Source organism: Micromonospora sp. NPDC047793 (genome assembly GCF_040642635.1).
GTDB lineage: Bacteria > Actinomycetota > Actinomycetes > Mycobacteriales > Micromonosporaceae > Micromonospora.
In genome coordinates, this window is sequence record NZ_JBEYSG010000017.1 from 40,474 (window position 1) to 53,318 (window position 12,845).

General features: G+C 72.3%; 9 protein-coding genes. 4 read left to right on the forward strand and 5 right to left on the reverse strand.

Features of this window, described 5'->3' with window-relative positions; genetic code table 11:
- Nucleotides 1-86 precede the first annotated feature (86 nt).
- Nucleotides 87-2,786, forward strand: a complete 2,700-nt coding sequence (gene polA / locus ABZ738_RS26160) for a DNA polymerase I (protein ID WP_357217318.1) — start codon at nucleotides 87-89, stop codon at nucleotides 2,784-2,786.
- 20 nt (nucleotides 2,787-2,806) lie between these two features.
- Here polA and ABZ738_RS26165 read toward each other — a convergent pair whose 3' ends face one another.
- The 4 genes from ABZ738_RS26165 to ABZ738_RS26180 all read right to left on the reverse strand — a co-directional run bounded on the left by ABZ738_RS26165 (nucleotide 2,807) and on the right by ABZ738_RS26180 (nucleotide 5,487).
- Entirely contained in the window at nucleotides 2,807-3,223 is a 417-nt protein-coding gene (locus ABZ738_RS26165) for a MerR family transcriptional regulator (protein ID WP_176094835.1), read from the reverse strand.
- A 7-nt stretch (nucleotides 3,224-3,230) separates the two neighbouring features.
- Nucleotides 3,231-3,983 (reverse strand): SDR family oxidoreductase, encoded by a 753-nt coding sequence (locus tag ABZ738_RS26170; protein WP_357217323.1) that lies wholly within the window; start codon nucleotides 3,981-3,983, stop codon nucleotides 3,231-3,233.
- A gap of 110 nt (nucleotides 3,984-4,093) precedes the next feature.
- The gene (locus ABZ738_RS26175) at nucleotides 4,094-4,522 is read right to left on the reverse strand and encodes a DUF3140 domain-containing protein (protein ID WP_357217326.1); all 429 of its coding nucleotides are present in this window, start codon (nucleotides 4,520-4,522) and stop codon (nucleotides 4,094-4,096) included.
- Between the two features lie 161 nt (nucleotides 4,523-4,683).
- A complete protein-coding gene (locus ABZ738_RS26180; RefSeq protein ID WP_176094832.1) occupies nucleotides 4,684-5,487 on the reverse strand; it encodes a class I SAM-dependent methyltransferase in 804 nt (267 codons plus the stop codon).
- A 328-nt stretch (nucleotides 5,488-5,815) separates the two neighbouring features.
- Between ABZ738_RS26180 and rpsA the strand changes: the two genes are divergently transcribed.
- Together rpsA and coaE are read left to right on the forward strand one after the other, a co-directional pair.
- Nucleotides 5,816-7,303: a 30S ribosomal protein S1 gene (gene rpsA, locus ABZ738_RS26185; protein ID WP_117227135.1), complete on the forward strand. Its 1,488-nt coding sequence runs from the start codon at nucleotides 5,816-5,818 to the stop codon at nucleotides 7,301-7,303.
- 129 nt (nucleotides 7,304-7,432) lie between these two features.
- Nucleotides 7,433-8,611 carry a dephospho-CoA kinase gene (coaE, locus tag ABZ738_RS26190; protein ID WP_176094831.1) on the forward strand — a complete coding sequence of 393 codons (1,179 nt, stop codon included), beginning with the start codon at nucleotides 7,433-7,435 and terminating at the stop codon, nucleotides 8,609-8,611.
- Between the two features lie 10 nt (nucleotides 8,612-8,621).
- On the opposite strand, the gene ABZ738_RS26195 is transcribed toward coaE, so the two are convergent.
- Nucleotides 8,622-10,337, reverse strand: a complete 1,716-nt coding sequence (locus ABZ738_RS26195) for a hypothetical protein (RefSeq protein WP_357217333.1) — start codon at nucleotides 10,335-10,337, stop codon at nucleotides 8,622-8,624.
- Nucleotides 10,338-10,671: 334 nt separating this feature from the next.
- Between ABZ738_RS26195 and uvrB the strand changes: the two genes are divergently transcribed.
- Nucleotides 10,672-12,780 (forward strand): excinuclease ABC subunit UvrB, encoded by a 2,109-nt coding sequence (uvrB, locus tag ABZ738_RS26200; protein ID WP_176094829.1) that lies wholly within the window; start codon nucleotides 10,672-10,674, stop codon nucleotides 12,778-12,780.
- Nucleotides 12,781-12,845: the final 65 nt, after the last annotated feature.

A 12,845-nucleotide genomic window follows, 5' to 3' on the forward strand; every position in this document is an offset into this window, starting at 1 on the left:
CGGGGGCGGGCGGCCGTCGACGTTTCCGGGGGGCCGCCGGTGCCGCCGCGCCGGGGGTGTCGGGGGCACGGGCTAGAGTCGCTGCCGTGACAGCTACGACGCCGCGCCTGCTCCTCGTCGACGGACACTCCCTGGCATACCGGGCGTTCTTCGCCCTGCCGGTGGAGAACTTCTCCACCACGACCGGGCAGCCGACCAACGCCGTCTACGGCTTCACCTCCATGCTGATCAACGTCCTGCGCGACGAGCGGCCGACGCACATCGTGGTCGCCTTCGACGTGTCCCGCCGCTCCTTCCGCACCGAGAGGTACGCGGAGTACAAGGCCGGCCGCAGCGAGACGCCGAGCGACTTCAAGGGCCAGGTCAGCCTGGTCAAGGAGGTCCTGGCGGCGTTGCGGGTGCCGGTGGTGGAGAAGGAGGGCTACGAGGCGGACGACGTCATCGCCACGCTCGCCTGTCAGGCCCGCGACCAGGGCATGCCGGTGCTGATCAGCACCGGTGACCGGGACGCCTTCCAGCTCGTCGGCGACCAGGTCACCGTGCTCTATCCGCGCAAGGGCGTCTCCGACCTGGCGCGGATGGACCCGGCCGCGATCGAGGCCAAGTACGGTGTCGGCCCGCAGCGTTACCGCGACCTGGCCGCGCTGGTCGGCGAGACCAGCGACAACCTGCCCGGTGTCCCGGGCGTCGGCCCGAAGACCGCCGCGAAGTGGATCAACACGTACGGCGGGGTGGAGGGTGTGATCGCCCGCGCCGACGAGATCAAGGGCAAGGCCGGTGACAGTCTGCGCGAGCGGCTGGCCGACGTGATCCGCAACTACGAGATCAACTGTCTGGTCACCGACCTCGACCTGCCGGTGCGGCCGGAGGACGCCCGCTGGTCGGGGTGGGACCGCGAGGCGGTGCACCAGGTCTTCGACACCCTCCAGTTCCGCATCCTGCGGGACCGCCTCTACCAGTACCTCGACGCCGTGGAGCCGGAGGCCGAGGCGGGCTTCGACCTGACCGGCGAGGTGCTGGCCGCGCCCGGAGCGCTGGCCGGGTGGCTGGAGACGCACGCGACGCCCGGCACGCCCGTCGGCGTCGCGGCGAAGCTGGACACCGGCCCCAACCGCCGGCACACCGCCGTGGTCACCGGCATGGCGCTGGCCACCGGCGACGGCGCGGCGGCCTGGTTCGACCCGAGCACGCTGGGGCAGGCCGACGAGACGGCCCTGGCGGGTTGGCTGGCCGACGAGAACCGGCCCAAGGTGCTGCACGACAGCAAGCCGGCCGTGCTGGCCTTCGGCGCGCACGGCTGGTCCCTGGCCGGCATCGCCCGCGACACCCAGATCGCGGCCTACCTGGCCCGCCCGGACCAGCGGTCGTACGACCTGACCGATCTGGCACTGCGCTACCTGCACCGGGAGCTGCGGGTCGACGCGCCCGACGACGGGCAGCTCACGCTGGACGGGCTGGGCGATGACAGCGAGGCCGAGCAGAACCTGATGGTGCACGCCCGGGCGACGCTCGACCTGGCCGAGGCGATCGACGCCGAGCTGTCCCGCGACGGCGAGCAGTCGGCGCGGCTGATGGCCGGGGTGGAGCTGCCGCTGATGCGGGTGCTGGCCGCCATGGAGCGCACCGGGATCGCCGCCGACACCGGCTACCTCTCGGAGTTGGAGGCGCACTTCGCCGCCGAGGTGAAGGCCGCCGCCCAGGGCGCGTACGCGGTGGTCGACCGGGAGTTCAACCTGGGTTCGCCCAAGCAGCTTCAGGAGATCCTCTTCGGTGAACTGAACCTGCCCAAGACCAAGAAGATCAAGACCGGGTACACCACGGACGCCGACGCCCTGCAGTGGCTCTACGCGCAGACCGAGCACCCGTTGCTGCACCATCTGCTGCGGCACCGGGACGTGGCCAAGCTCAAGTCGACCGTGGACGGCCTGCTCAAGTCGGTCTCCGACGACGGGCGGATCCACACCACGTTCAACCAGACGGTGGCCGCCACCGGCCGGCTCTCCTCCACCGAGCCGAACCTGCAGAACATCCCGATCCGCACCGAGGAGGGGCGCCGGATCCGTCGCGCGTTCGTGGTGGGCGAGGGGTACGAATGCCTGCTCACCGCCGACTACAGCCAGATCGAGATGCGGATCATGGCGCACCTGTCGACGGACGACGCGTTGATCGAGGCGTTCAACTCCGGGGCCGACTTCCACGCCGCCACCGCCTCGTCGGTCTTCGGGGTGCCGGTCACCGAGGTCACCCCGGACCAGCGGCGCAAGATCAAGGCGATGAACTACGGCCTGGCGTACGGGTTGAGCGCGTTCGGCCTGTCCCAGCAGCTCGGCATCACCGCCGAGGAGGCCCGGGGCCTGATGGAGGACTACTTCGCCGGGTTCGGCGGTGTCCGCGACTACCTGCAGGAGGTGGTGGCGCGGGCCCGCCAGGACGGCTACACCTCCACCATCCTGGGACGCCGTCGCTACCTGCCGGACCTGGTCAGCGACAACCGGCAGCGGCGGGAGATGGCCGAGCGGATGGCCCTCAACGCGCCGATCCAGGGTTCGGCGGCGGACATCATCAAGGTCGCCATGCTGCACGTCGACACCGCGTTGCGGGAGGCCGGCCTGGGGTCCCGGATGCTGTTGCAGGTGCACGACGAACTGGTCTTCGAGGTGGCGCCGGGGGAGCGGACGGCGGTGGAGGAGCTGGTACGCCGCGAGATGGGTGCGGCCTATCCGCTCTCCGTGCCGTTGGAGGTGTCGGTCGGCGAGGGCCGGGACTGGAACAGCGCCGACCACTGACCCGTGCGGCGGCCCGGCGCTCAGGTGGTGAGCGCGGCCTTCGGAGCGGCGGCCGGCGTCGCGGTGTCGTGGCCGATGGGCGGTGCGGCGGCGCGCAGTGCGGCGGCGAGCCGGTCGCGGAGCGCCACCTGGGCGGCGATGCGGGCGTCCAGCACGGCCAGGCGGTCCCGAGCGATCCGCAGCCCGGCGGGGGAGGGTGCCGCCGTGGCCACGTCCCCGTCGAGGCAGGGCAGGAACGCCCGGACGTCGGTCAGGGTCAGCCCGCCGGCCAGCAGGTGACGGATGTTGCGGACCCGGACGACGGCCCGGTCGTCGTACTCACGGTAGCCGTTGGCGGCCCGGTGGGAGTCGATCAGGCCGTGTTCCTCGTAGTGGCGCAGCGCCCGGGGCGTGCTGCCGGTGGCCCGGGCCAGTTCCCCGATCCGCAATCCGGGCACCGTCCTCTCACGCGACGACCGCTCCGCCGTCGACCGGCAGCACCACTCCGGTGACGAAGGCCGCGGCCGGTTCGCAGAGCCGCAGGATCGCCCACGCTATCTCTTCGGGGGCACCGATCCGGCCCAGCGGGGTGTGTGCGAGCTGCCAGGCGCGTACCGTGTCCCGCTGCTGCGGGTCGAGGCCCTGGTGCGTACCGATCGGGGTGTCGATCGCGCCGGGGGCGACCCCCACCACGCGGACGCCGCGTGGTGCGAGTTCCACCGCCCAGCTGCGGGTCAGCGAGTCGAGGGCGGTCTTGCCGGCGGCGTAGAGCGCGGAGCCCGGCCAGGCCCGCTGCCCGACCGCCGTGGTGACGTTGACGATCACTCCCCGGGCGTCGGTCAGCGCCGGGACGGCGGCGTGGGCGAGCCGGACCGGGGCGAGCAGGTTGGTCTCCAGTTGCCGGCGGGCCGCCGTCTCGTCGAGGTCGGCCAGGTCCCCGCCGCCGGCGATACCGGCGTTGTTGACCAGGACGTCCAGCCGACCGTGGCGGTCGAGAGCGGCGCGGACCACCCGGTCGGGCGCGTCGGCCGCGGTGACGTCGACGGCCAGCGGCGTGATCAGGGGATGGTCGGTCGCGGTCTCGGTCAGCGGCGCGGTGCGGCGACCCACCGCGATGACATGGGCCCGGGCGGAGCTGAACGCCCGGGCGGTGGCCCGGCCGATTCCGGTGCCGGCGCCGGTGACGACGACGACTCGGCGTGGCGTGTGGTCGATCATGGCGCCGATCGTCCGACCCTGCCGTCAGCGGCAGGGTCAAGCCATGCCTCCGCCGGATCAGGTCGCCCGAGGGCGGCGGGCCGGGGTGAGCGTGTCGGGACTCGCCGACGTCAGCGTGCCGGGCCGCGCCGGTTCTTCGGTGGGCTGCCGTGCCGTTCCAGTGCCTTGCGGGACGGGCCGCCGGGCGGGGGCAGCGGCGCCTTGACCGGGTCGTGGCCCCAGTTCATCAGCGAGTACCGCCACCGTGTGTCGCGGACGTCGCCGCTGGGTCGCTGCGCCATGTGGCGACGGACGTAGCCGACGACCTTGCGCATGTGCTTGTAGTCGGCGGCGCTGAGCTGGTCCCGCTTGCGACGGAGCAGGTCGACGATCTTGCGGCCGGACTCGTGGCCGACCGACTCGCCGCCCTCGGTGCCCTTCTTCTGCCAACCGACGTGCTTGGACTCCGGCGTCTCCAGCCACTGCTGGAGCTCACCGGGCTTCATGTTCACCGCGTCGGTGAACTCACGGTAGGTCTGCTGGTCGTCGGTCCCGCTCACGGCGCAACACCTCCGGGTGGTGGGCGACGTCCTGGCCCGAGTCGGTCTCGGCCACGGCGCGGGTTACCCGGGGGTGCGGCACGGAAACGACGCGGGTGGCCGTCGACCCCGTGGACCGGGTGGCGGAGCGCCCCCGGCGAGGTGTCCCGCGTTCCGCGATCTCAGTCGTGTCTCTCGGTGACGAAGACGGCGGTGCCGGGGAAGAGCCGGCCGCGCAGCGGGCTCCATTGCCCCCAGAGCCCCTCGTGTCCCTCCGGCCACTCCGGCTCCACCAGGTCCACCAGGCGGAACCCGGCACCGACCAGTTCACGGATCCGGTCGCCGAGGGTGCGGTGCTGCTCGACGTAGGTGGCCACGCCGGTGTCGTCCTGCTCCACGTACGGCTGCCGGTCGAAGTAGGAGTGCACGGCGGTCAGTCCGCCCTCGCCGGGGTCGTCGAGGAAGATCCAGCGCATCGGGTGGGTGACCGAGAAGACCCAGCGTCCGCCGGGGCGCAGGATCCGGTGCACCTCGCGCATCAGGGCGGCCGAGTCGTCGACGAACGGCACCGCGCCGAACGCCGTGCAGGCGACGTCGAAGCTGCCGTCGGCGAACGGCAGCGCCAGCGCGTCGGCCTGGGCCAGTGGTACGCGTACCCCGCTGCGGTCGGCGGCGCGCGCGGCGTGGCGCAGCATGCCGGCGGACAGGTCCACCGCGACCGGGTGGGCGCCCTGGGTGGCCAGCCAGCGGGCGCAGGACGCCGCGCCGCAGCCGACCTCCAGCACCCGACGTCCGGCCACCTCGCCGAGCAGCCGGGCGTCGGCCTCGCGCAGCCCCTCCGGGCACCAGACGAAGTCCACGTCACCCAGGAAGGCCCCGTGCTCGGCCTGGTAGGCGTCGGCGTCGGTGTCCCACCAGTGGCGGTTGGCGCGGCGGATCTCGGCGTCGCCGACCCGGCGTCGGGTCACCCGGTTGTCGTCGTTCACCCGCTCACGCTAGGCGTCCGGAGGGGGTGGGGCGGCGGTGGGCCGGGGTGTCGTGGTGTCGGCTGGCCGAAATCTCCGCTTTCGCGGGTGGTGAGGTGATGAGGAGACGGGAGGGCTTGCACGCTGTGGTAATGCAGCGGGTAGGGTAGACGATGCGCTCGCGGATCGCGTGCCTCGGCAGGGAGCAGGTGCGCGGTCGACGGAGTCACATCACGATCTCGTTCAGCGATTTCCGGGTGGTGGGTCCGCCGGCGGATCCGTTGGCGCGCACAGGTCACCGCGACACCAGCCTGCTGTGACACACCATCCGACCGGAGCAACCGCCCACATGACGAGCAGCATCGAGGCCCCCTCGAGCGCCACCAAGGTCACCGTCGACGATCTCGGCTCTGAGGAAGCTTTCCTCGCCGCGATCGACGAGACCATCAAGTACTTCAACGACGGCGACATTGTCGAAGGCACCGTCGTCAAGGTCGATCGGGACGAGGTCCTGCTCGACATCGGCTACAAGACCGAGGGTGTCATCCCCTCTCGTGAGTTGTCGATCAAGCACGACGTGGACCCGGCAGAGGTCGTCTCGGTCGGTGACCACATCGAGGCCCTGGTCCTCCAGAAGGAGGACAAGGAGGGTCGGCTGATCCTCTCCAAGAAGCGGGCGCAGTACGAGCGGGCCTGGGGCACGATCGAGAAGATCAAGGACGAGGACGGTGTCGTCCGCGGTTCGGTCATCGAGGTGGTCAAGGGTGGCCTCATCCTCGACATCGGGCTGCGCGGCTTCCTGCCCGCCTCCCTGGTCGAGATGCGGCGTGTGCGCGACCTGCAGCCGTACGTCGGCCGTGAGCTCGAAGCCAAGATCATCGAGCTGGACAAGAACCGCAACAACGTGGTGCTGTCCCGCCGTGCCTGGCTGGAGCAGACGCAGTCCGAGGTGCGCACCGAGTTCCTCAACAAGCTCCAGAAGGGGCAGGTCCGCAAGGGCGTCGTCTCCTCGATCGTCAACTTCGGCGCGTTCGTCGACCTCGGCGGCGTGGACGGTCTGGTGCACGTCTCCGAGCTGTCCTGGAAGCACATCGACCACCCCTCCGAGGTGGTCGAGGTGGGCCAGGAGGTCGAGGTCGAGGTCCTGGACGTCGACCTGGACCGTGAGCGGGTCTCGCTGTCGCTGAAGGCGACCCAGGAGGACCCGTGGCGGCAGTTCGCCCGCACCCACGCGATCCAGCAGATCGTGCCGGGTAAGGTCACCAAGCTCGTGCCGTTCGGCGCGTTCGTCCGCGTCGACGACGGCATCGAGGGTCTGGTGCACATCTCCGAGCTGGCCGAGCGCCACGTGGAGATCCCCGAGCAGGTCGTGCAGGTCGGCTCCGAGGTCATGGTCAAGGTCATCGACATCGACCTGGAGCGTCGCCGGATCTCGCTGTCGCTCAAGCAGGCCAACGAGGGCTTCGTCGAGGGCGAGGAGCACTTCGACCCCACCCTCTACGGCATGGCTGCCACGTACGACAACGAGGGCAACTACATCTACCCGGAGGGCTTCGACCCGGAGACGGGCGAGTGGCTCGAGGGGTACGACAAGCAGCGCGAGACCTGGGAGAACCAGTACGCCGAGGCGCGGCAGCGCTGGGAGGCGCACCAGAAGCAGGTGCAGACCTCTCGGGCCGCCGAGGCCGAGGCCGCTGCCAACCCGCAGCCCGCCCCGACCGGCACCACCACCTCGACCAGCGCGGCACCCAGCCGTCAGGCCGAGGAGCCCGCGGGCACCCTGGCCACCGACGAGGCGCTCGCCGCTCTGCGGGAGAAGCTCGCCGGCGGTAAGTGACCCGCTGCTGACGACGACGGGCCCCGCCCCGACCTGGATGATCCGGGTCGAGGCGGGGCCCTCGCCGTCGACCGGCCCGCCCGCCCGTGCCGGCTTGGCGCGGCGGCCCTGGTCAGGTTGACTGGTGCCGTGTTGAAGATCGGACTCACCGGCGGGATCGGCTCGGGCAAGAGCGCGGTGGCACGCCGGCTGGTCGAGCGCGGGGCGGTACTCGTCGACGCCGACCGGATCGCGCGTGAGGTCGTCGCCCCCGGCACCGACGGGCTGGCCGAGGTCGTCGCGGCCTTCTCCGAGCGGGTGCTCGACGCCGACGGCGCGCTGGACCGGGCCGCACTCGGCGAGGTGGTCTTCGCCGACGAGACGGCCCGCCGCCGGTTGGAGGCCGTCGTGCACGGTCGGGTGCGGGCCCGGACGGCGGAACTGGTCGCTGCGGCACCACCGGACGCCGTCGTGGTCAACGACGTGCCGCTGCTGGTGGAGGTGGGGCTGGCCGCCACGTACCACCTGGTGGTCGTGGTGCGCACGGAGGTGGAGACCCGGCTGCGACGGTTGGCCCGCGACCGGGGGATGAGCCGGGGTGAGGCGGAGCGGCGCATCGCCGCGCAGGCCGACGACGCCCGCCGCGCGGCGGCGGCGGACGTGCTGCTCACCAACGACGGCACCCTCGACGAGTTGCACGCGACGGTCGACGCGCTCTGGCAGGACCGGCTGGTGCCCTACGAGGTCAACCTGCGGCAGCGACGGCCGGTCCGGCTGGACCGGGTGCGCCTGGCCGAGCCCGACCCGACCTGGCCACAGCAGTACGCCCGGCTGGCCGCCCGGATCCGGCACGCGGTCGCCCCCGCCGACCTGCGGGTGGACCACATCGGGTCGACGGCGGTCCCCGGTCTGGCCGCCAAGGACGTCATCGACGTGCAGCTCAGCGTGTCGTCGCTGGCCGAGGCGGACGGACCGATGGCCGACCGGCTCGCCGACGCCGGGTTTCCCCGACTGCCCGGTGAGTGGTGGGACACCGCGCGCACCGGCGGCGGCCGGTGGGAGAAGCGGTTGCACGGCAGCGCCGATCCGGGCCGCCCGGTGCACCTGCACATCCGCCAGGACGGCTCACCGGGCTGGCGGTACGCCCTGCTGATGCGCGACCACCTGCGGGCCGATCCGGACCGGCGGGCCGCGTACCTGGGACTCAAGCGGGAGTTGGCCGCCTCCGCGCCGGAGAGCGGCACGTACGCCACGGCGAAGGACCCGTGGTTCGACGAGGAGCACCTGCGGGCCGAGGAGTGGGCCGCTCAGACCGGGTGGCGTCCCTGACCGGTCGCTCTCAGGTCGGCGGGGTCAGCCGGGGTGTCCGCCCGGTGGTCAGGTCGAGCTGTGCCCAGGCCCCGGCCGGGGTCCGGGTCTCCAGTCGGCGCAGCAGCCCGGTGCGGTCGACCCAGTAGCGGGTCGGTCCCCGGGCGGTCTCGACCTCGACGACGTCCACCGGGACGCCGCGGTGACTGTCGCCACGGATCCGCCGGGTGCTGCCCTGCGGGCCGGTGCCCCGGGCGGCCCGCAGCGCGGCGGACACCAGCGGGTCCAGAGCCGAGGTGCGGTGCGGGCCGGTCCGCCAGCCGGTGGTCGGAGGTGGCAGCGGTGGCCGTGCCGCCGGGTCCGCGCCGGGTCGGGTCTCGATCCGGGCCACCGTGCGCCGGCCGTGCCGAACCAGGACGCGGCGGTCCGTCGCGTCGAGTGCGGTGACGCCCAGGTACGCGGTGCCCGCCGTCCAGCTCAACCAGCCGGAGCCCCGCAGGTCGAGGTCGGTGCCGACCGGGCCGACCAGGGTGACGGTGGCACCACCGGCGGCGCGCAGCCGGGCGGGCAGCCGCTGCCAGCGGTGCCGTTCGGCGGTGGTGAGGGCACGGGGCAGGCCGGGGCGGCCACCCAACGCGTCGACCGGGCGCAGCGTGGGCCGGTCGGCGCGGTGCAGCTGGAGATTCACCTGACCGACGCCGGGCAGGGTGGTCTCGACCCGGTGCAGCCGTCCGGTCGAGTCCAGCCAGTACCGGGCGACGCCGGTGTGGGGTGCGGCGCTGGGTGATCCGGTCGGGGTGGCGCCGCCGGTGGCGACGGGGCGCGGCAGGGACGTCTCCAGCACGTCGACCGTCTCGCCGGTGACCTGCTCGTGTCGCAGCCAGCGGCCGGAGAGTCCGTCGGCGGGTTCCGGCCGGTCGAGGGCCAGGTCGAAGACCAGGCCCAGCAGCGGGTCGAGGCTCCGGTCGGCGCAGAGCCGCCAGTCGTCGCCCGGGGGCATCAACGGCGGCATGGCGGGGGTCGACATGGCCTCCGGGTCGGGGCGGACCACGGCCACGGTGGGGGTGGCCTGGACCAGTCCGCGCAGCGGGCCGGCGCCGGGACCGCTGACGTCGAGGTAGACCAGCCGGCGGGCCCAGTCGACCCAGCCGAGCAGATCGGTGCGGCCGGCGGTGCCGCTCACCGTGAGGTGCAGTCCGGCACGGACGTCCCGGTAGTTGACGACCCGCATGGCGGCCAACCGGTCCCGCTCGGCGGCCGTGAGCTCACGGGCGGGCGGTGCGGCGGGCGCCCAGTTCACCAGGGTCGCGACCAGGGTGACGGCGGAGGCGGCGGCGGTCAGGGCGAGCGCGGCCAGAACGACGCGGCGACGCCGGGCGGCGACCTGTCGGGAGTGCCCGGCCGCCGGGGTCGTCCCGGCGAGGTCGTCGTCCTCGGCCGGGTTGCCGGCCGTCGGGTCGAGCATGCCGTGCGCCACGGCCGCCCGTCGGACGCCGGGGCGCGGTCGGGGTGCTGCGGCGGCCGGGTCGGTCCCGGACAGACCGAGGATCTCCGGTGGGGTGAGGCCGGCGCGGTGCCGGCGGGCACCGGCGCGGCGGCGGTTGCCCCGTCCGGCGGGGGCGTCCGTCGAGCGGTCGGGCGGGACGCGGATGCCATCGCTGCGTTCGGGCGGGGGGTGGGCGTCGGCCGGGTCGCCGGGTCGCTCGGGGCCGGTGTCGTCGGAGGCCGGTCGTGAGGTGTCCGTCACGGGAGGATGAACGGGCCGGACCGGGTCGGGGTGACGAGGTGGCGGTGCCGGCGTCGGCCGGGTCCTGGTGTGTAGGTGGCGCTCGCGGCGGCCGGTCTGCGCGTTCGGCGCGACCACGTCGGGCGCGCACGCCGGGCATGCCGGGTGCTGCGGCCTTCGGTGCCGGGGGCGGCGTGGCCTGTGGGGCCCGCCACCGGCCCGGTCGGCCGCCGCGAGCGGCCTACGGAAAAAGCGTAGCCGGGTGAGAAGAACCACACAATGCGAATATCGAAGCCGATCAGGTGCCGCCCGTAGTCGCGGCGGAGTGTCGGTCCCCGGGCGTACGGTTGACGTCATGGCGCTCGACATTCCCCGGCTCGACGGCCGTTTCCAGGTCGTCAGCGATTTCCAGCCGGCCGGTGACCAGCCGGCGGCGATCGACGATCTGGAGCGACGCGTCCGCCGAGGCGACCGGCACACGGTGCTGCTCGGCGCGACCGGCACCGGCAAGAGCGCCACGACCGCCTGGCTGGTCGAGCGGCTGCAACGGCCCACGCTGGTGCTGGCGCCCAACAAGACGCTCTGCGCCCAGCTGGCCAAGGAGTTCAGCGAGCTGCTGCCGGACAACGCGGTGGAGTACTTCGTCTCGTATTACGACTACTACCAGCCCGAGGCGTACATCCCGCAGACCGACACGTACATCGAGAAGGACTCCTCGATCAACGAGGAGGTCGAGCGGCTGCGGCACTCGGCCACCATGTCGCTGCTCACCCGGCGCGACGTGGTGGTGGTGGCGACCGTCTCGGCGATCTACGGCCTGGGAACCCCGGAGGAATACCTGGACCGTGCGGTGCGGGTCGCCGTCGGCCAGGAGCTCGACCGGGACCAGTTGCTGCGCCGACTGGTCGACATCCAGTACACCCGGAACGACATGGCCTTCCAGCGGGGCACGTTCCGGGTCCGGGGCGACACGTTGGAGATCATTCCGGCGTACGAGGAACTCGCCGTCCGCATCGAGCTCTTCGGCGACGAGGTGGAGAAGCTCTACTACCTCAACCCGCTCACCGGGGACGTGGTGCGCGAGGTCGACCATCTGCTGATCTTCCCGGCGACGCACTACGCGGCCGGGCCGGAGCGGATGGAGCGGGCGGTCCGCGACATCGAGGCCGAGTTGGGCGAGCGCCTGGCCGAGTTGGATCGGCAGGGCAAGCTGCTGGAGGCGCAGCGGCTGCGGATGCGCACCACGTACGACATCGAGATGATGCGGCAGGTCGGCTTCTGCTCCGGCATCGAGAACTACTCGATGCACATCGACGGGCGGTTGCCCGGCAGCCCGCCGCACTGCCTGCTCGACTACTTCCCCGACGACTTCCTCACCGTCGTCGACGAGTCGCACGTGACGATCCCGCAGATCGGCGGGATGTTCGAGGGTGACGCCTCGCGCAAGCGGATGCTGATCGACCACGGGTTCCGGCTGCCCAGCGCCGCCGACAACCGCCCGCTGCGCTTCGACGAGTTCCTGGAGCGGGTCGGCCAGATGGTCTTCCTGTCGGCCACCCCGGGGCCGTGGGAGTTGGAGCACGCCCAGGGCGAGTACGTCGAGCAGGTGATCCGCCCGACCGGCCTGGTGGACCCGGAGGTCGTGGTCAAGCCCACCAAGGGCCAGATCGACGACCTGATGCACGAGATCAAGCTGCGCACCGAGCGTGACGAGCGGGTCCTGGTCACCACGTTGACCAAGAAGATGGCCGAGGACCTGTCGGACTACCTGCTGGAGAACGGCATCCGGGTGCGGTATCTGCACTCCGAGGTGGACACGTTGCGCCGGGTCGAGTTGCTGCGTGAGTTGCGTCGGGGTGACTACGACGTGCTGGTCGGCATCAACCTGCTGCGCGAGGGGCTGGACCTGCCCGAGGTGTCGTTGGTGGCGATCCTGGACGCGGACAAGGAGGGCTTCCTGCGCAGTGGTCGGTCGTTGATCCAGACCATCGGTCGCGCGGCCCGTAACGTCTCCGGCCAGGTGCACATGTACGCCGACAAGATCACTCCGTCGATGGCGGCCGCGATCGAGGAGACCGATCGGCGCCGGGCCAAGCAGATCGCGCACAACGAGGCGCACGGGATCAGTCCCGAGCCGCTGCGCAAGAAGATCCACGACATTCTCGACGACATCTACCGCGAGGCGGAGGACACCGAGGCGACCCGGGTCGGTGGTGCGGTGCGCCAGTTGTCGCGGGGCAAGGCGCCGGTCAAGGAGACCCGTAGCCGGGCTCGGGGCGGTGCGGCCACCCCGGCCCGAGAGGGCATGGCGCGGGCCGAGTTGGCGCAGCTCATCCAGGAGCTCAACGACCAGATGCTGGCCGCCGCGCGCGAGTTGCAGTTCGAGTTGGCCGCCCGGATCCGCGACGAGGTCGCCGACCTCAAGAAGGAGTTGCGGGGGATGGACGCCGCCGGGGTGTCGTGATGGCCCGGGGCGGGTGTGGTGGCGCGTGGCGAGATCGGTTCGTTGCATAGCGCGAGCGAGGTATT

Excerpts from the sequence above, each read along its gene's own strand:
- ABZ738_RS26170 (WP_357217323.1), bottom strand. The coding sequence starts at position 3,983 with ATGATCGACCACACGCCACGCCGAGTCGTCGTCGTCACCGGCGCCGGC.
- rpsA (WP_117227135.1), top strand. The coding sequence starts at position 5,816 with ATGACGAGCAGCATCGAGGCCCCCTCGAGCGCCACCAAGGTCACCGTC.
- uvrB (WP_176094829.1), top strand. The coding sequence starts at position 10,672 with ATGGCGCTCGACATTCCCCGGCTCGACGGCCGTTTCCAGGTCGTCAGC.